Annotated in this window: 13 protein-coding genes and 3 tRNA genes; 5 read left to right on the top strand and 11 right to left on the bottom strand. The window is 44.8% G+C overall.

The features are described 5' to 3' along the window. Window positions 1-5: 5 nt before the first annotated feature. Both truC and folD read right to left on the bottom strand, forming a co-directional pair. Window positions 6-770: a tRNA pseudouridine(65) synthase TruC gene (gene truC / locus Q1A08_RS02995; protein WP_299769521.1), complete on the bottom strand. Its 765-nt coding sequence runs from the start codon at window positions 768-770 to the stop codon at window positions 6-8. Window positions 771-959: 189 nt separating this feature from the next. Next, a complete protein-coding gene (gene folD, locus Q1A08_RS02990) occupies window positions 960-1,805 on the bottom strand; it encodes a bifunctional methylenetetrahydrofolate dehydrogenase/methenyltetrahydrofolate cyclohydrolase FolD (protein ID WP_299769519.1) in 846 nt (281 codons plus the stop codon). Between the two features lie 277 nt (window positions 1,806-2,082). On the opposite strand from folD, the gene Q1A08_RS02985 reads away from it, so the two are divergent. The 3 genes from Q1A08_RS02985 to Q1A08_RS02975 all read left to right on the top strand — a co-directional run bounded on the left by Q1A08_RS02985 (window position 2,083) and on the right by Q1A08_RS02975 (window position 2,396). After that, window positions 2,083-2,159 (top strand) — tRNA-Pro (locus Q1A08_RS02985). Window positions 2,160-2,189: 30 nt separating this feature from the next. Continuing rightward, window positions 2,190-2,266 (top strand) — tRNA-Arg (locus Q1A08_RS02980). A 54-nt stretch (window positions 2,267-2,320) separates the two neighbouring features. Further along, window positions 2,321-2,396, top strand: a tRNA-His gene (locus tag Q1A08_RS02975). A gap of 72 nt (window positions 2,397-2,468) precedes the next feature. On the opposite strand, the gene Q1A08_RS02970 is transcribed toward Q1A08_RS02975, so the two are convergent. Then, on the bottom strand, window positions 2,469-3,560 hold the full coding sequence (locus Q1A08_RS02970; protein WP_299769516.1) for a tyrosine-type recombinase/integrase: 1,092 nt from the start codon (window positions 3,558-3,560) through the stop codon (window positions 2,469-2,471). An 857-nt stretch (window positions 3,561-4,417) separates the two neighbouring features. Between Q1A08_RS02970 and Q1A08_RS02965 the strand changes: the two genes are divergently transcribed. Further along, window positions 4,418-6,529 carry a prolyl oligopeptidase family serine peptidase gene (locus Q1A08_RS02965; protein WP_299769513.1) on the top strand — a complete coding sequence of 704 codons (2,112 nt, stop codon included), beginning with the start codon at window positions 4,418-4,420 and terminating at the stop codon, window positions 6,527-6,529. A 96-nt stretch (window positions 6,530-6,625) separates the two neighbouring features. Here Q1A08_RS02965 and Q1A08_RS02960 read toward each other — a convergent pair whose 3' ends face one another. The 8 genes from Q1A08_RS02960 to Q1A08_RS02925 form a co-directional block, all read right to left on the bottom strand. Beyond that, the gene (locus Q1A08_RS02960) at window positions 6,626-7,492 is read right to left on the bottom strand and encodes a phage integrase N-terminal domain-containing protein (RefSeq protein WP_299769510.1); all 867 of its coding nucleotides are present in this window, start codon (window positions 7,490-7,492) and stop codon (window positions 6,626-6,628) included. Between the two features lie 274 nt (window positions 7,493-7,766). After that, on the bottom strand, window positions 7,767-8,462 hold the full coding sequence (locus tag Q1A08_RS02955; RefSeq protein ID WP_299769507.1) for an ABC transporter ATP-binding protein: 696 nt from the start codon (window positions 8,460-8,462) through the stop codon (window positions 7,767-7,769). Then, window positions 8,455-9,744 carry a hypothetical protein gene (locus Q1A08_RS02950; RefSeq protein ID WP_299769505.1) on the bottom strand — a complete coding sequence of 430 codons (1,290 nt, stop codon included), beginning with the start codon at window positions 9,742-9,744 and terminating at the stop codon, window positions 8,455-8,457. Before Q1A08_RS02950 ends, Q1A08_RS02955 begins: the two co-directional genes overlap by 8 nt. Further along, entirely contained in the window at window positions 9,737-10,531 is a 795-nt protein-coding gene (locus Q1A08_RS02945) for a hypothetical protein (RefSeq protein WP_299769502.1), read from the bottom strand. The genes Q1A08_RS02950 and Q1A08_RS02945 overlap by 8 nt, the downstream gene beginning before the upstream one ends. Continuing rightward, window positions 10,528-11,052, bottom strand: coding sequence for a hypothetical protein (locus tag Q1A08_RS02940; protein WP_299769500.1), 525 nt, complete (start codon window positions 11,050-11,052; stop codon window positions 10,528-10,530). The genes Q1A08_RS02945 and Q1A08_RS02940 overlap by 4 nt, the downstream gene beginning before the upstream one ends. Next, window positions 11,049-13,298, bottom strand: a complete 2,250-nt coding sequence (locus Q1A08_RS02935; protein ID WP_299769497.1) for a hypothetical protein — start codon at window positions 13,296-13,298, stop codon at window positions 11,049-11,051. The genes Q1A08_RS02940 and Q1A08_RS02935 overlap by 4 nt, the downstream gene beginning before the upstream one ends. Window positions 13,299-13,334: 36 nt before the next feature. Next, a complete protein-coding gene (locus Q1A08_RS02930; protein ID WP_299769495.1) occupies window positions 13,335-13,658 on the bottom strand; it encodes a hypothetical protein in 324 nt (107 codons plus the stop codon). 2,577 nt (window positions 13,659-16,235) lie between these two features. Continuing rightward, window positions 16,236-16,688 carry a hypothetical protein gene (locus Q1A08_RS02925; RefSeq protein WP_299769492.1) on the bottom strand — a complete coding sequence of 151 codons (453 nt, stop codon included), beginning with the start codon at window positions 16,686-16,688 and terminating at the stop codon, window positions 16,236-16,238. Between the two features lie 764 nt (window positions 16,689-17,452). On the opposite strand from Q1A08_RS02925, the gene Q1A08_RS02920 reads away from it, so the two are divergent. Beyond that, the gene (locus Q1A08_RS02920; RefSeq protein ID WP_299769490.1) at window positions 17,453-19,126 is read left to right on the top strand and encodes a hypothetical protein; all 1,674 of its coding nucleotides are present in this window, start codon (window positions 17,453-17,455) and stop codon (window positions 19,124-19,126) included. The last annotated feature ends 31 nt before the right edge of the window (window positions 19,127-19,157 follow it).

The following is a 19,157-nucleotide window of genomic DNA, read 5'->3' as shown; positions in this document are numbered from 1 at the left end:
TACCTTCAAATACTATCAAACTGCAGGTTTTCAGGAAGGGCACTCTGCCAACCGAAACCTTGCAATAAATGTTTCCAGCAGTCGTCCAACTCGGCCCACAAAACGATTGTTTCTGCTGTTGCTGGGTGTTGCAGCTGCAAATAAGCGGCATGCAGCATTAGGCGAGGGCAGTTGAGCTGCTCTTTAAAATAACGATTGTGTCGCCCCCGGCCATGCTTGGCATCCCCAATGATTGGGTGACTAATATGTTTGCAGTGCCGGCGAATCTGGTGCTTACGCCCTTGCTTGGGTTCAGCCCAAACTAAAGAGTAGCGGCTCTTATCAAAGCCTTCTATTTTGACGTTCAGCTCTGTTGTGGCTAAACGTTTAACCTGGGTTTGCGCGCTTTGAGCTGGCTTATCTTGCTGGGCTTTTTTATCAGCAATTTTATCGAGCTTTTCTTTTAAAGCGTGGTCAACAAACACATCTTCCGGTGCCCAGCCACGAACCACCGCTAAATAACCCTTATGCCACTTACTTTCTTCAGCTTCTTGTTGTTTATTCATCAAGGCCGCCACTTCGCTAGAAAGCGCAAAAACCAAAACCCCAGAGGTTGGTTTATCCAGGCGATGAATAGGAAACACATGCTGACCGATCTGATCACGTAAAATTTGCATCGCAAAGCGTGTCTCATGTCGATCTATCATACTACGATGCACCAGCAGGCCACTGGGTTTATTTACCGCAATTAGATATTCATCTTGATAGAGAATGGTCAGTGTTTCTGTCATGTGTAATCGAGCAAAAAAGAAATAATGGTTTCAGCTTTGTAGGTAGATAGCTTAAAGGGCGGGTGCTGACTTCAAAGGGCTTCTTTTGCAGGAAGCAAAAGCAGAGCCCCACGGACGGGTTTATGCGCCCCTTTGAAGTCAGCACCCGCCCTTTAAGCGGATTAAAAAAGATTAAGCAGTTTTTATTTACTAGCCAATCTTCTTCTCACCAGAGTCAACCGACTGATAAATCAAAGTATTAATGGTCATCGGGCCAACGCCACCAGGAACCGGCGTATACGCAGCCACACGATCCACCAAAGGACCAAGCTCAATATCACCAACACCACCTGGATGATAGCCAGCATCAACCACAACCGCGCCATCTTTAATCCACTCAGCCTTAATAAACTCAGGCTTACCCACTGCACCCACAATAACATCGGCTTGCTTAATATGATCAGCCAGATTTTGCGTGCGAGAATGGCAAATCGTCACTGTTGCATTGGCGCCCAGCATCATCATCGCCATCGGCTTACCCAAAATAGGGCTGCGGCCAACGACAACAGCATGTTTACCTTCAAGATCGATATCATAAGCCTCTAAAAGGCGCATAATACCTTTAGGGGTCGCACAGCCATAGGCTGCTTCACCCATGCTCATACGGCCAAAGCCAAGGCAAGTTACACCGTCAACGTCCTTCTCAAGCGCAATAGCATCAAAGCAAGCGCGCTCATCAATTTGAGCCGGTACCGGGTGTTGCAACAGTATACCGTGGACATTGGGGTTGTTGTTTAAAGAGTCGATCTCAGCTAATAGCTGCTCAGTAGTCGTCTCCTCAGGTAGCTCTACCTTTAAAGAGTCCATACCAATACGCTGGCAGGCATTGCCTTTCATTTTTACATAAGTAGCAGAGGCAGGATCGCCACCCACTAGAATAGTGGCCAAAATAGGCGTTTGGCCGCCACTGCGGGCTTTTAGGGCCTCAACGCGGCTAGACAGTTCTTCTTCTGTTTTTTGGGCAAGGGCTTTGCCATCTAACAGTAGGGCAGGCATAGGTTGAACCTCGGGCAATTAAAAACGGCGTATTCTCCCATAGCTGGGCCAGTAGGCCAACATTTGGGCTGAATTAAGAGCCGCTAAATTAGATTTAGCCTAGTGGCTAGCGGGGTGAAAATAAGCATGACTGATAAAACGCCAAAGCGGCCAAAATAACGGCATAAGTTGCTGAATTAAAAGAAATTTAACTTTTTTAAAAAAAGACGTTGACGACCATAGGGGGCCTCTGTATTATTCGCACCTCTTCAAACGCGGTCGTTACCGAGTTTGCAGTCGGAGTGTAGCGCAGCTTGGTAGCGCATCTGGTTTGGGACCAGAGGGTCGGGGGTTCGAATCCCTCCACTCCGACCATCTTTTTAAGAGCGACGTTTGACCTTATAGGCGCCCGTAGCTCAGCTGGATAGAGCATCCGCCTTCTAAGCGGATGGCCGCAGGTTCGAGTCCTGCCGGGCGCGCCATTTTCCTATAAGCCCATCCAGCGACACCCTCAAGGATATTCATCCTTTGCAGTGGTGGCTGTAGCTCAGTTGGTAGAGCCCCGGATTGTGATTCCGGTGGTCGCGGGTTCGATCCCCGTCAGCCACCCCATTTAACCTGCTGATTTTATTGAACTTTTTCCTTTCCAGTCGAGTTTTGCCGCCATTTTTGCCCCCACTTGCCTTATTTTGCTCCGCGAGAACTGGTGAAATTCTCTAACTTTTCCAGCTCTGCTAAGTCATCTTCAGTGGCCATATATTTGGCATATCGATTGAAAAACATTTCCAAGCTATGCCCCAACTGGTCGGCTAAAAAGCCAGGCTTCGCTCCAGCGGTTAAGCCTAGGCTTGCGTAGGTGTGTCGACAGTTATAGGCCCTACGGTAGTTAATACCATGTTGTTTAGCTGCCACCTTAAATTGTTTATTAAGCCAGCGGGCGCATTTGTGTGGTTGCCCTACAGTTTGAGTATTTAGTCCGCCAGCAAATTGCTCAACTACAAATAAATGCCCGCCACTAAATATAGTCGGTAGTTGCTTGATCGCTTCTTGAGCCCGTTTAGTTAGCAGTACAGTTCGACCTTTGGCTGTTTTGGTACTGTCCTTGGCCACCCGTCTAACAGTAGATTTATTTACGGTCATTTTGTTTCCGGAAATATCATCCCAAGTTAATGCTAATAGTTCGCCAGTGCGAGCTCCAGTCTCAAATGCCAGTGTGAAATAAGCTAAAGCTTGACCTTCTAGAGAGCTGAGAATCTGTTCCTTTTCTAACGTAGTGTAGGGCTTAATTTCTGCCTTCTGGTGTTTCTCGTAATCCAGCTCGGCTGCCGGGTTGGTTGGGCAAAGGCCGCGCTTCTTGCCTAGTTTAAAAACTTGCCTTAATGCGGTGACAGCATTATTTCTAGTTTTAGGACTTGGCCACTCTGTGTTGTTGTCCATTTGCCAAATCAAATTGTATTCGATTAAGTCTATGGGGTAGGGATATAGCGACTCCCAATATTTATTAAGTAGATCTCTGTAACTGTTTCGGCTGCTCAGGGTGAGTTTGGCTGTGTTCAAATACTCTTGGGCAATGGTGCCGAAGTTTGGTGATCCGCCTCCCTTGGTTTGTTCAAACTGACCCTCAATTAATTGATTTCTCAGACTAGCCGCATACCTGATGTTGGTTTTATTGGGCTTTTTATCGACGATTTGTGAGCGTCTAACACCCGCGACTTGGTATCTAATTTCGAGCTTTCGACCGCACTTGCTTGGGCGGATGCCTGTTGGGTAGTCCATGCTTGTATCGCCTCCGGGTTAAATCGTCTGCGCCCATCAATCTTGGCCCAGTGCACGCCCTGGACCCAAACTTTCCTTTGGATTTTTGAGCGTATTTCATTAGATGTGTAATCAAAGAGTGTGCAAAAAGCTGGCTCCTTTAACCAGGTTGAAGTTTTGTCAGTGTTCATGCTTTTGGCCTCACCTAAAACTGGTGTTTATCATATGCGATAATTATATTTGAACGGCTTTGCATACTTGTCGAATAATTTATTCTGGATTGGTTCGCTTTTTTTGCTCGATTAATTCTAAGTTTCTAGTTGCTGCCTGAAGATTAAGGTTGAGTAAAATCGAATTTCTAAGTAATCGGGGATCCAGTAAATTGTTGATCGAGATAATAAGTGGGCTAACAATTGCCATTTTAGTTCCTGAAAGCTCAAAGTCGTTTGGCTGCCATTTGCGTTCAATTGAAAAGGACCTGCGCACTGGTCTGGAGTCTTTTCGAAACAGAGTGCCTGCTAATAACCCAGCTATGACGAGTTGTGGCTTTGCATATGGTAATTGTTTCCAATGTGCGAACTAGAAGCTTGGTAAGCAATGGCCTTTGACGATTGTTATAGCATTCAATTTAAGCTGCTAGAAATATATTTGAGGTTCTACTTTATTTGGCATTGGGAGGTGTTTTGTTGTTCCTTAAGCCATAAATATCTAGTGATAGGTAACTGCTCAAGGAGGGGGCGAGGAAAGCCTGCCTCCACCTTACTTTCGCTGTCGTTAAAACATTTTCACGAATACAGCTAAAATCAAACAGAAAAGATTATTTTTGGGGAGGTAAGTAATGAGTTGATCATTGATTTCAGTAGTGCATAGGATTTCACATGGCTATATGGAATGGTTTCTCGATTATTGGTAAGTTGACACTGGCTGTGGCGGTAGCTGGGACCTTTGTATTGATTCTTAGTGTCGCCCTTAAGGTTTTACAATCGGGGAGTAATGCAAGTCCGGGAGATGTGCTTAAAGATTTTTCTGGAAGCCCAGATAGCTGGGAAGATTGGGTGGATCTAAGAACTGAACGAGTTCAGAAAGCGTTCCAATCCGACTCATATTACGACGCTGTATTTAAAACGATTGATTCTGTAAGGGCATCAGATCAATCGTTCGGCGAGGCGGTTGCATGGGGGCAACGGTACTATGTGACTCTTGGCAGTGATTTGGCTGAGCAGGGGCTAATTTACAGTGACTCTCGTTCTTATGAGAAGGGCAGTCCCCACTGGAAGTGGGAGTTTTATCTGCCGCATGACCCTCAGTACGCTCACTTCAACATGGCTGGTAATGAAATATCCTGTTCAAGCGAATATTTGACTCGATGCATGTTACCGATATCGAGCCCCAATGATAATACTGTACTCTGGGTTGAATATAGTGGATTCGAAAGGAAGCGTGTACGAAATGGGTTTTACCTAGTTGATGAAGATTATTTTATAGACTGGGAAAACAAGGATTCGTTAATTGTATCAGTGTTAGATTCTTCTACCGGAGGCAGTAGTGTAAAGCGTTGGTTGCGGGGACAGGAATTTGAAGAAGCCGAAGTACTACATAAGAGTTCGGCCATACGCATGACAGGCCTTTCAATCAAAGGGAAAAATTCTAACTACATATTTATCTCAGAATACTTGGGTTTTTTTGAGCGTAAATACTATTCATACATTAATGGAGTGTTGACTAGCCTAAAAATACTTAGCAACTTCCGGTTTTATTCTGGAGATGATAAAAACTTTTTCTTCATTGTGGATGGCGGTAATGGCGCGGCAGATAATTCGTCATGTCTGGCCGCAGTTAGCAAAGAGTTAATAGCCTCTGGAGGTCAAGGGCAGTATAGATATCTTTATTGCTCTCCCAATGATGCTTCAATATTGAATGTTAACGTCAGCCAATCTGGAGCTTTACTTACGCTGTATAGCAGCGGTGTGTATGAAATCATACGCTTGAGTAGAACTGAGGATGACAGCTCTTATAATACAAGCCAAGTAAGAAGTTCAAACAACAGGCTGAGTATAAAAAGCCTTGCATGGCACACAGGGCATGCGATCGTAGAGGAAGAGGGCTTTCTAACCCCTAAAAATTGGGTAAGCCTTGATGCTTCTGGCTACAGAATTTCCACAATACAAGGTAAGCATACGTTACCTAACTCATCTGAGTACTCTATCAGCTATAATCAATCAATATCGGACGATGGAGAGAAAATTCCATACTACTTGGTTCATCGTGCTGACTTAGACCTTAAGAAACCTAGTCCAGCTATTATGCAGGCGTATGGAGGCTTTAAGCTCATAGCAGAACCTGTATACAGTGAGGAGCTTATTAAGCACTGGTTAGACGAAGGGGGAATTTTTGTTTTGGCAGGTGTCCGTGGCGGTGGCGAGCGTGGGAATCGCTGGCATCTGTCGGCGACGAAATTGCATAAAAAGCGAAGCTTTGACGACTTTGAGGCCATAGCACGAGATCTTATTTCCCAAAAGCTAACAAAGCCAGAGATGCTGGGAGCCAGAGGAGAAAGCAATGGAGGATTGTTAGTCGGGGCCGTAATGACTAGGAAGCCTGAACTTTTTGGTGCGATGGTTATTCAATCTGGCTTGTTAGACATGGAACGATTTGTTGAAATGGGTGGTGGCGCGTGGATAAGTGAGTACGGCGACCCGCAGGACCCTTCGCATTTGGACTATCTGAAAAGCTATTCACCTGTACATAATGTTTATAAGGGTGTTGAATACCCTTCGGTACTCCTGGTGGCGGCCGAAGATGACGATGTTGTAGACGTAGGCCATTCGCGTTTGATGGTCCAGGTATTGGAAGAGGTGGGTGCTGACGTCTATTACTGGGAATCCAAGACTGGCGGTCACGATAACAAAATCTACAATGCTTGGGCGGTTAGTGAGTCTACCATCTACTCTTTTTTCAGACAGAAACTTTTTAAACATGCAGCTCGATAGTGTCGTCAACGGCAGCATGGCAGTGAATAGTGTCTGGTGTGGGTAGTTTTTGAGTGAATAATAGGCATCTATTTGAATAGGTTTTGATGAGTTCGATCACCTGCCTAAGTAAGCAGCAGTAATTTGCTCTCGTCCATGCCCAAGTTCTAGTGATATTTCTAGACGAGCTTTGAGGTCGGTTTTTCTCTGTTCTGCTGTAAGCTGTTGGTTGGTGGGGCCTCCGCAAGCCGGGGCCAGCCAGCCAGTTAGCTCTTCATACCGTGCTTGTGCATAGGCATGTCTCAATCCATGCATTTTAGAAAGGCCAGCTTTTTCGGTTTGTCTTTCGTAACATCGTAGTTGTTGCACGTATTTCCAGCTGGCAGGAATCAAGGAGCCTTTTCCGGCTAATTCGTGCGCCTGATTCAAGATTTCCCTTTGATGGTAATTGCGGATCGGTATTATTCTGGCTCGTCCACCTTTGCACCAGCTGCTCTTTAGTTGAATGTGGTCTCCTCTGTCGGCGTAGGTTGGTTCGAATTTAATGCTCTCTTCTCTACGTAGTCCAAAGGCTGCCTGTAACTCAAGGCTCATCCTTGTGTATTTGTCGGTGATTAGTGAGAGTTTATCTTGATCCAACAGTCTAGCTTTCGAGGTTTTTGTAATGAGTTCTCGCTTGCCGAGCTTGTAAAAGGTGTTCTCCTTGGCGACCACTTGGGGCTTATTAATCTTCTCTGACCACCAGCGTAGGGTTGATAATCGATTTTTAATGGTGCCTACGGAAAGTTCCTGTTCTTTGTAGTAGCTAACCAGTGCTTGAACATGCTTTTGTTTTAGCGAGGTCGGAGACATGCCACGATAACCTAAATGGTGCAGATCGTTCGCGACCTTTTGCAGTATTTTGTGACGGTCAGATTGGGTGGCGTAGCTGCCATCTCGATTGTGCTTACACAGTTGCTTGAGTCCGTAGTTAAGATTTCTCATGTGTGTCACGCGTTGGAGTACATTCCTCGCTGAGTAGAATGTTGCCGAGTGCTATAGCTGAATGGCCGTCATTGCTTTGAAGGCCAATCGGATTTTAGCTTGTTGCATATCGATTGGTCTGGAGATCAAATCTAGGATTTAGAATAAATGAGGGGGTATAGAAGTCACCAAAAACGTTTCCAGACCTTTTAGAAAATTAAATTGATTCGCTGCAGTATTGGGGATGGGGCATTGAGTATGATGGTAGTTTTGGCTCATTATACTTGATTGCTGGCTAGTCACAGCGAATTTGTTCGTCGCTTTCAATCGTGCCGTCCCGCATGTGTATTAGGTGGTCAGCATAGTGCGCATCTTCGAGAGAGTGGGTAACCATAACAATAGTTGACCCTAGCGCCTTGAGTTGGGAAAGGAGCTCTAGGACTTGGGTACTGTTGTTGGTGTCGAGATTCCCTGTAGGCTCGTCAGCAAATATTAACTCTGGGCGTTTTACTATCGACCGGGCAATCGCGGTTCTTTGTTGTTGCCCACCTGACAGCTCTATGGGGAAGTGGGAAGCCCGGTGGACCAGATTAACAACATCCAGCGCATCCATGGCCACTTTTCTGGCCAGCTGTTTGGCTACCCCATTAATGATAAGTGGCAAGGCTACATTAGAAATGATATCTAAGCGATCGATTAAATTGTTGTGTTGGAAAATAAAGCCAATATGCTTTCTTCTTAGGTCGGCCAGCTCAGATTGATTCAGTGTGTGGGTTTGATTTCCCATAATGGCTAGTTTCCCTGAGTTGGGCGGCTCAAGTAATCCCATCATTCTCAATAGTGTTGATTTCCCACAACCGGAAGGCCCCATAATGGCATTGAATGTGGCCTTTTGAATGGTGAGGTTTACCTCACTTACGGCGGGAACCCATATCTTTTGAGTAGAGTACGATTTGCTTATGCCTGTTAGCTCCAAAACCTGTTCAGTCACGGATAGAAAACCTCTCGTATGAGTTCAATAAGGAATAGTCTGAGGTGATCACTTGATCGCCCTCATGCAGTCCAGCGATTATTTCTACGCTACCATTTCCTGTACGGCCTATCTGGACAGGCTTCTTGGTCGCTATACCATGCTGATCAACAACAAAAACAAAGTTGCCACCTTTGGTTTTAAGAAAATCTCCAGTTTTTAGCTGAAGTACATTTTTCTCCGTACCTAGACTTTGGTGGATACGGAAGGCTTTCCCTGGAGGCAGGCTGGTGGCGTCTTCTGGAGTGTTAAACGCCCAACGAACGGAAAACTTGCCATCTTTGATCAGGGTAGAAATGTGCGCGGTATGCAAAGCAATATGTTTTCCATGAGCTTGTATATAAGCAGATTGATTGATGTGCATCTGATTGAGGAAGTACTCATCGATGTCGGCTTCCAGCATGAGGCTAGGGTGTTTGATGATAGAGCCAATGGGGTCTCCGGCATTCAGCTTTTGTCCAATCTTCAGATCAAAGTCCGTAAGCAGCCCCTTACGCTTTGGGCGGATGATGAGATTTTGCAGTTGCTCGTTTTTCAAGTTGGATTGCCGTTTTAGTATTTCCAATTTACGGCGGTACGATGCGATGTCTTGATGCAGGCTTCGGAGATCCGCTTTGTAGGTTTTATGTTTTATTTCGTGATTGGCCATCTGGCGATGTTTTTCTCTTTTAAGTTTGTCGAATTCGACGGTAGAGAAGTAGCCCTGGCTTAACAGCTTCTCTTTTCTTTCGATATCCAGCGAGAGTTCGTTGAGACTGTGTTGATGTTCCGTCAGGTCTATTTGAAATTGTATTTCTCTCTTCTTCAGGCTTTCCTTCGCGCCTTCCAGCGATCGAGTTGCCTCTAAGAGCTCCAGCTCGGAATTGATGTTGCTGGCTCGTATATCGTCGTTGGAAATTTTGGCCAGAATGCTTCCCGCCTCAACAATATCGCCATCATGGGCCAGTACCTCCTGTGTGTAACCGCCAGCTCTGACGGTGACTACCTCTAGGACATTATGTGCTAGCCGAGCATCAAACTCTTTGTTGCTGGAAAAAGAGTCTGTGAAGACTGTGGAGATTGTGATGTTTTTCCGGTCCACCAGGTCAGGCTTCATATTGAAATACACTGATACACCCAGCGCCAGTAGGACAAAACAGGATGCCGAGATCAACCAACGTGGAATGCTCCGAACGATAAGCTTGTCATTGGACCCCGATGCTGTTTCACTGCTTTCCAAAAACAGTTCTAGCTTTCTATTCATGGCTACCGCTCTTGGCAGAATAGGCTTGAACCATTCTCTCAATCTCGTTCTCTATTCTATTAATTGATGAGAGGCTAAGGTTGTATTGCTTGTCAAAACGCAAGCTGTGTGTATCGCGTTTTAGGATCTTGGCGAGTAAACACGGCTTTCCTTCAATGTTCTCTATAGCGAGGAATACTGCTGTGTACTGCGCATAAAGGTGTTTGGCGTGAACTGATTGATTACCCTTGCAGTTAGTCTTCTGTTTTGCACGAGTCGTTTCAGCTCTGTCATGCGCAAGAATGCACGGTAGCGTTGAAGGTAGCTCCCCTTTATAAGCGCGTAAGAATTGTGTAGTCCGCCGATTTCTAGTCTGTTTTGTATCAAAGGCGATCGCAGAGATTTCATCTATCCAGTCGGGCAGGTTTGTGCCGTACTCCGAAGCTTTTGCGTTACGTTCTTTGTAATGCTCCCGGAGCAATAGGTGCCCAAATTCATGACGGATAGCGTCATTGAATTCCGAGTTGAGAAGCCCCCCAGACTTTGCGTGCATAAATGCCCAAGGAAGAACCATGGCGTCTTGAGGGGATCGATTAAAAATCGTTTCATTCATGTTCGCCGACCGAATGACCAATTGTTTTGGGGAATTGTTGCAATATAAGGTACGTTCAGCTTCTCGTATAGCTGACAGATGGTGGCGTCCTTGGGTAATTTCCTGTTCGTTATTACTTTCTACCATGTCTGACGGCTCACAGCCGGCGAGGTATATCGACAAAATGATAGCCCCAAGGCGATGTGGTCGCTTCATATCGATTTTTTAAGGTTCACGGGGTAGAAAGCAGATAATGCTTCATTACCTATTAGCGCATCAGTGGTCAGTGAGAAGTGACCTTGCATGGCACCTGGCTTAATCAGAATCTTCGCCGAATAGTCTTTCTCTCTGTGGGTATTAAAGTTGTAAATACCACTGGGAAGTATGAACGTCACAAACTCATTGTCGTAACGGAGCAGTGTTTTTTTTGATTGGCCTTTGTAAGTTATTTCAGCGGGTAGAGACAGTATACCGCTTGCTTCACTTAGAGTGATGTTTTTATTCAAGATCTTAATGGTAAGGGGGGTAGCTTCCCCTGGTAAGTGTAGTTCTCCTTGCCATACGCCTATTAAATCCTCTCTTGACACGATGGCTGGGTCAAAGCCTTCAAGATTGTCACTTTGTACCACCCGTACAACAGCTTCCTCCGGGACACTTTCTGTTTGTTCCGGCTGGCCTGTGTCGCAAGCAGAAAGAATCAAGGTAATGAGTCCAGCCAGTAGAAGTTTGTTATTCATTTTACGCCTCGAAGGTTTATGTAGTTGAATAATAGAGTGACTAAAAAGATGAAGAAAAAAGTAATGACTGACGCTAGAGATAGCGGCGCCAGCCAAGCTAATTGGATCTGGATACCTGCAAAAACGGTGTAAGCGATGGCGCCCAATATTATGGCAAAGGCGGTGAATAGGAGGGGCTTTGTTCGGTACATCGATGATACTAAAAGAGACTTCAAAAAACCTTGCCCCAACTGGTGTCTGATGCTGGCTTCTCTGCGGGTCTTCCTCATAGCAAGTCGGGAGGTTAATAGGGTTAAGGCGCCAGTCAATCCAAGTAGCCAAAGACAAGCAAAAAAGGTGAATAATATTCTCTGACGCCTTGGTTCACTCAAGTTGTAAACCTCTCTTTGAATGTCTGTAATGATGATGGTGTTCCCAAAGCCATCATTATTAATCGCTTCAGCCACTGAAAGGCTACTTCTTAAGTAGAGGTTTTTGGCCGAGTCTGGATCGTATCTGTAAATTGTACCTGCCGTGTTTTTATATAAATATGTGTGTGCGTCTTCAACCACGCCAATAATGTGAGCGGTGGCTCCAAATTGCAGGACAATTTCTTTTCCTATGACCGACTCATTACAAGTTTGGTATAAGCGAACACAGGCGGTATTGGATAGGACCAGTGCGTGCCGAGTTGATAGATATTGACCTGAGTTTAATGGCGGTGCCTTATCATTTTCATCGAATTGACGCCCTAGGATTACATCAAGTTCGAAGAAGTTAAAGAACTTGCGATCGACATCCATGTATACCGCCATGCTACTTCGATCATCCTTAAGCGTTTTTACGGGAAATGCGTTAAAGCCTTTACTGGGAATTTGTAAGGAAGACATCGTGAACTCAATGTTATGTTCGGCGGCGAGTTCCTTATAGCGATTTATCCTATCGCTGGTTTTAGTAAGATGCGGAAGCGTATCGAAGGCCTCAGTGTTCTCCATAGCTTTGACTAATGGTGTATTCAGAGAGGTTAACGAGCTAAATGGTTGTTCATTACCAAATAGATCGAAGATATGAATCATAATGAATATCACAAGGGTTGTTTTGCCAAAGGATTGCATGCTGGGCAGAGTGTCAAGCTGGAATCCGATCTCCGACTTTAGTTTCTCGTGAAAATCTGTGGGTGAAAGTAATAGGAGTGGTAATTCGGTAAGACAGAAAACAAGCAGGAAAAGCATCGCGACGATCACGCCAAGAGCTGGAATGTATGCGCTGGGTGAGGGCAAGACATGGAATTGCTCAGGGTATATATCCATATTGAATGTGATCATCAGCATCAACAAGGTAGATGTGGTGTACTGTATTGCGAAATAGCTTAGTAGGGCAGTGAATCTGCGCTTCACTAAGTTTGTCGGGGTAACTCCCAAGCACTTTTCAACATAGATCTGGTTGGCATAGGATGTTAAGTCGTAGCGTGAAAGCAAGGCTAGGCCAAGGCTGTAGCAAAGTAGGCAGGTTACTAGGATTAGGCTGATCGCATAGAAGGTCGCTAGGTCTCCTTCTATGCCGCCAAATTGGCTAATTGACTGGAAGTGGATCTGGTCAATTCGTGTCAGACGATAGTCTCTCCAATGAGGGTGTTGCGATCGCATTCGAGACAGAAAACCTTCTGAATCTATATTGTTGAGTTTGACGTATGTGCTGCCTGAGATTTCTGTGCTGGCAGCCTCTTTTGAGGTGTGATCCAAATATCGAATGAAGCTCGGCTTCAAATGGGAATTAAAAGGGAAGGCGAGTACTTGCGTATCTAGGTTTATTGGCCTTTGGTTTTTGAAAATAATTTGGCTGACGTTCTCTTGGTCGGTGCTGATGTAGTTGCTTCCCGCCTGGGCCTTTGAAAGTAACTCGCTTTTGTCAGGGAAAAAAATGGGCAGAAAGTTGTTATCAATGATCAGCGCTATGTATGTCTGGGGACCGGTTCCTCTGTGATTGACCCAAATGTCCTGGGAAATGTAGGTAGCGGTTACCTCTGTAGGGGTAAATGATTGCTGGATGTTCTCAATTTCTTTTTGGGGAGTTATTGGAAACAGGTGGTTCCCAAGCCCAGCGATGGTGTGGCTGCCTCGGTCAACCTCAATGCGGTAAATTCGTTGATAATCTGGATAGCTCGTGTCGTATGTGCTCTCTATATACAGATAGCTTGCACTGACCATCGCTATCGGAACTAAGATGGATAGTAGGAGGTGAAATAGAAGTGATTCAATATTTTTCATAGTAAAGGGTGCTAAGCACCCTCTCACCACGGTATTTTATCGAGTGCAAACAGACAAAACCCCAACACCGAAGCAGGCTTCTACCTCAAATGTTTGGTATACAAACTCTGCATGAGTACCAGGGGGGCACAGACGCTTGCTGTCGGTGTTGGATACGCAGCGGTAGCCAATCGGCACATCCACTTCTGTAGATTGCATCGATACCGATTTCAATTGAAAAAGCTCGTCTGCTGTTTGTTCTTTTTTTTGGTTTTTGTTCATTTCCAGGCTTAGTACATCTTCCTGATTGGCTGAAACAACGGGCCCTGCAAGAAGCCCTGATAGTAATAGGGTGGAAAGTAGAGTTTTATTAATCTTCATGGGATAACCTCATTAGGTTTGTGATGATTGACCTCCAGATTACTCGTCCTGCCAAAGCTCCTTTAATTAGTAAACCTGCGAGTCTTTGGCGGGTTTTTAAAGCTATCGAAACTGGTTTAATAATCGATGAAAAACTTTTCCGCCTTACATGAAGGTTTTGCATTGCTTTTTGATATCTGTAGGCATGCATGCTCTAGGGCGTAAGCTGATTATTACTCAGGGGCTGGATTTCCTTGTCTCGTTTAGCGCTTTTGAGCGTGAGCGTAACGTTGATAAATGATATCTAGCGGTGGCAGCGAAAGACCGACTCTTTGACGGTAGACTGACGCATCCATTTTGGGTTAATACGGTGGAGTCAAGGATAATGTGAGCTTTCACGGTATCTTATGGCGTTCGATTGTGTGGTGTTCTTCCTGTATCCATGTGCCTGTATAGCGGGGTGGGTTTTGAGAAAGGTTTTGCCATTGGTACGACCGTTTCGAAACGTTTTCCCATGAGCCTTGAATGTTTGAGATTGTTTCATAGGTCAGTCTGAACGTAGTGTTCGCACATAGACTGGCCTCATCGTAATTCAGGCGAATGTTTGCCCACGGATATTACGGTTAAAAACTGGTGCTGTATTCATTGGTTAGTGTTGATGCCAGCCTTACTGATATGAGCAGTAAGGTTCCTTGTCGAATGTAGATAAGGATATAGGCAAGGGACACCACCCCCTTTTGTATTTCAGTTGAGCAGTTTTTGTCTGCCTAACTCATTGGGTTCTCTGTTTCGATGTTTCTCCTATGTTATTGGTGATGAGCTTGCCTACGCTGTTGCGAGATTTGCTCGATTGCTCTAATGAGCGGTTTTGCTATTGAGAGTGCAATAGCCACACATTGAAAAGAAACTAAGACAAAGTATAAGTAACGGACGATGAAAATTCTTAAAAACTCTTCCATAACTCTGAGAAATTATCTTAAGCTCATGGATTTCAGGGGCTGCCCAGTACGTCACTACCCTTTGGGAAGGGCAGTGACGTACTAACTGGAACTTTCTAAGAGGTGCCCGCTTAAGGCTATGCTCCGCCTTGACAAGCGCTGAACAAATATTTCTTCGGAGTAAGGAAATTGTTTGCTTATGGTTTTGGATTGAAACTGGAGCGCTCGGCGAGCAAGGGCGGCACTAAGAAATTCAAGTCGATCACTGATGGCTGGCTGCAGTTGGGAAAGAATGAGCAGAGCACGCAACCAAGAAATAAAAATCAACCCTTGTGGTACTTCAGCAAGTTTCCTGAGCTTCTGTTAAAAATACAGTCTTGGATAGAAAAGGGGGTTAGATTGGTTTCTGAACAGCATTCCATCATCGTGTCGAGGTGAGTAAAACAGAAACTTGTAAACCTTGTATGATCTATTAAACCACTCAAGCACAAGTAGTAGGGCTTAGGAAAGCGGCAACTTCCCCAAGCCCAGTGTTGACCTAACAGTTAGGGAATAATTAGCATGGGGAATATAGCGTTAAATATTGAAAATGACAATGAATGTGACAGCAGCGCTGTGTCACGGACACTTGATATACTGTGCATATCATTTATTGAAGACAAGATAGTTATGCTTACTAACGGCCTGTTTTTTGAGTTGGCCGAACTGGATCCAACCCACTGGATTTACGAGCGGCTATCTGATTTCGCCAGGTATCGTATAGCTCATCTTCAATCTATATTGCTTTAGCGTATGTGGCGGCCTTCGGGTCGCCACCTATTAAAATGGCTGATCCGTGTAATGATTGAAATACCTGCAGTTTATATCTATATTGAGATTATTGACCTGACAAAAAGGGTAGGGTGACAGGGATGAAAAAGGCCGCCAAGTAAAGGTGGCTAAAGGGTCTTAGGGTTCTTTTCCAACACCAGAGTAGGGTAAACCTAGTGCCAGCGTTCGCTGGCATTACTTTAAGTAATAGCAGAAATTCCTGCTTAATCAAAGACTTGGTCTAACAAATACTAGTTTTAGTGGCTTCTAAATGGACTGTGCAGGGTGCGCAGAATTCGGCGGGTAATAAAACTCTTCCTTGAGCATCGTTACTTTGCCATATATCGCAGTTATGTCTTAAATTCTTTATGGGAATATTCCATAAGCAGCAACTACCAATTAAATACAAGCTTGGTCTAGCCAAAAGAACTGATTTGAGTGCTTGGTTATTGCTTGCAATAGATAGGGCCACCTTTTGGGAGGGATAGTGTCGGCCGCTAAGGGCTGGGGTGTCCAACTGAGAAGCATAAAAAAGCCGCCTAAATAGGCGGCGAACGCTCAAGTTTTTCGTTGTCTAACCAACGAGGCACATAAATTAGATTAGATCACGCTACAGCATTTGCAAGGTTAGTGATAAAAAGAGCCGCTGAGCGGCAGCGGCTATAAACAACTTTGTGCGAAAAGGGGGGCACAAAGAAGGGTGGTTCTACCTCGGCAAGCAGTGACCTTAAATTAGCGCTTATTCTAGTGCTTTTGTCTTAACCCTGTATGAATATTGTTCGGGCGCATTTTAATAAGCTGTATTCCTGAGTTTTGGTAAACGCACAGGTGCTGGTTTACATACTCAGGATTAGATAGCAGCTCTACGCACTTTCAGACCGAATCTAGCGACTATGGCAAGTGCGACACCTAGGAACAAGATTCCCAATGGGGGAAGTGATGGGACGCCAGTTGCTGAGGTAGGGGTTACAGTCCCGAAGAAGGAGACATACATATGAAAGTTGGCACCAGCTAGGAACGGTACGCCACCATTTTCAGCAAGTAAAGGCCCAACAGCGCCGCCCGAATTGGCAATAGACTGGTAACTATTCCCATCTGAAGCATGCACTGACATGTAATATGTGCCAGGGGGTAGCTGTGATGTTGTGAGTGTAAATTCATCGAGGTTTGTGTTGTTGCCAGCAATTGTAACGTCCGTGTACACAGAGCGACTAGTAAGTGTAGCCGACCCGGTTTCAACTAAGCTGTATGGCGCATCAACGTTACGAATAGCATACTCGAAAGTGGTTGCAGTTGTGGCCAAGATACTACTTAGTTGTTGAACCCTGGTGATTATTGTTGGCGCAGTAATCGAAACTTGTGTGTGTAGTATCTGCCTGCCGGCACCTAGACCTGCTGTCTGGTTGTTTAAGGAATTTGTTGCGGTTGCTACATGACCAGTAATTCTATCGGTCAGAGTAGTTTCCTGAGCCATAGAGACCTGGCTCAAGAACAAAGTTAGAAGTAATGCGATGGAATGAACAGGTTTATTGAACATTTAATCTATGGCCCGCTTAGTTATTTTCGTTATTCAGTCAAATTAGCTGCCTAGTCTACCACTTTCGCATGAGTGGTCGCTATTTCTTCAATTAGGCTGCCCTAGCTAAATGACTAGAGACTGTTTATATATACAGTATGCAGATACTATTTAAGTTCAATTTCAAGAATATCGAAGCCGATGCCCATAGCCGTGATGCTATTGGGTAGAGAGCTTTGATACCCATTTCGACCCAGCTGGCGTTATCGATAAAAACCGAACCCCGCTAGAATCAGAGCTGGTTAACCTGATCTTTAATGACTGACGTAACGATCCAATGAAGCGCTGGCAATACCTCAAAGAAGGCCAGTACAACCAGGGTGCGTTAGTGGGCTGGGGTGTTTATGTGCTTGCTCATCGCTGGCGGCCAGTGGTATGTACTTAAATTAACTGCCAGTTGTTTCGAGCTGTTATAGCAATCTCGGATATTTCTGATGGGTAATGTATTATAGCTAGCTCCTCTTCTAATATTCGCCAAGGAATGCCCTGTCATGAATAAAGGAAAATATAAAAATATTTTAACTGCTGAAGTTTTTTCTAAAAAATACGTGCTTGCTGTTTCCGAGAGCAATGTCTATACCATCGATGAATTTAATCAGTGGCTCGCAGAGGGAGGGTATGACCTAATTGATTTTGAGGATTATAGATTTGGTGAAAATAAGGGGTTGTTTAGCCCTGACGGGAGAGGTATAAGTTTTAACTACGTTACTTTTCCACCTTGTGACGTTAGCTTCAAGGGAGCGGAATTCGAAGGTCATTACGTTTCATTTTGTGAGGCAACCTTTGGTGAAGGTGATGTTGACTTCTCTGGCTCAAAGTTCATTGGTAGAGAGGTTGTTTTTAGCGATACCACATTTAGCAGTGGGAGGGTGAGTTTTGAAAATGCTGTCTTTGATGTTGAAGATTTCGTCTTTAGTGAATTGACTTTTGAAAGTGGGGTCAGTTTTAGCTGCGCCGTATTTAACGCAGATTATAAGTCATTTTCCCGGAACAAGTATGGTCAGGGCTTAGTTGATTTTAGTCACACAACGTTTGCGGATGGAGAGGTCTATTTTTCTAGAAGTTGTTTTGGCTTAGCGGGGGTTCATTTTTATGAGGCTGCCTTTGGCGATGGTGTAATTGAATTTAGGAATTGCTCATTTGGCCGTAACAACACTCTCTTTTGTGATGTCTTATTTGGAAAAGGAGGAGTATATTTTGTGGACTCCACGTTTGAAGGTGGAGGAATCGACTTTTCCAACGCTAAGTTCGGTGATGGCGGTGTTGATTTTAGCGGCGCCAAACTTAATACCCCAATCTTTTCATTTAAAAATGCCACCTTTGGCGAAGGAGATCTTGTACTGGCGCCTAAGTACTTCCAGGACGGAATAATAGATCTTTCATATGTTAGGTGTGCTGGACGAATGTTTCTGAGTGGTATCAGCGGCTTCAGTGGGAACATATACCTTGAGTCAGCAGAATTTGGTGCCGAAGTTAAGGTGTCAAGCTCTGTAGATGAATCTGTTTATAGACATCATAGAAAGCCGACACCTTTGCTAGGATCCATCAGCTTTAACTCAGCGAAATTTGAGAAGGGACTTGTCGCAGAAGGTAGTTACCGTTGTCCAATAGATTTTCGCAATACCGATATAAAAGGTCATTTCTCGTTGGACAATTTTAATGTGGAGCTGCAGAGAAGGGGGCCTTTTTACAGAAGGGTAGCGATTTGTGACCAGTCAGCAGGTAGATTTAGAAGGTTAAAGGACTTGGCGGATCAGGCGCGCAACAAAGAGTTATCGCTTCAGTTTCATGCTTCAGAGCTTAAGGCGCTACGATGGCATCATCAAGGGGCAATAGACTCTATATTGGATATGATTTATTCAGGAGTTTGTGATTACGGCAGGAGTGTCGCAAGGCCGTTAATAACACTCGGCTTTTTAACTTTACTCTGCGGCTTATATTACTCTGGGTGGTCCTTAGAAAAGATAAAGCCGGCCGCGGATCTTTCGTTAGCTAATGCCTTCCCATACTTGAGTAAAGGGCAGGCTAAGGAAAGCTTGGGATTATTAAACCCTGGTCTGAAAGGCAGTTTCATCTATACGCTTGTAAGGGTTGGTCAAGGTTTTGGATCATCTATTTTGTTGTTTCTGACTGGCCTAGGGTTGAGGAATAGATTCAGGGTTTAAATAGGACACTCAGTGTTGTAATTTTTCCGCC

The sequence above is a fragment of the uncultured Pseudoteredinibacter sp. genome (genome assembly GCF_947500695.1).
In the GTDB taxonomy this organism is placed as follows: domain Bacteria; phylum Pseudomonadota; class Gammaproteobacteria; order Pseudomonadales; family Cellvibrionaceae; genus Pseudoteredinibacter.
Note: the sequence above shows the minus strand (reverse complement) of the source record. Positions and strands in the feature narration are given on the sequence as shown.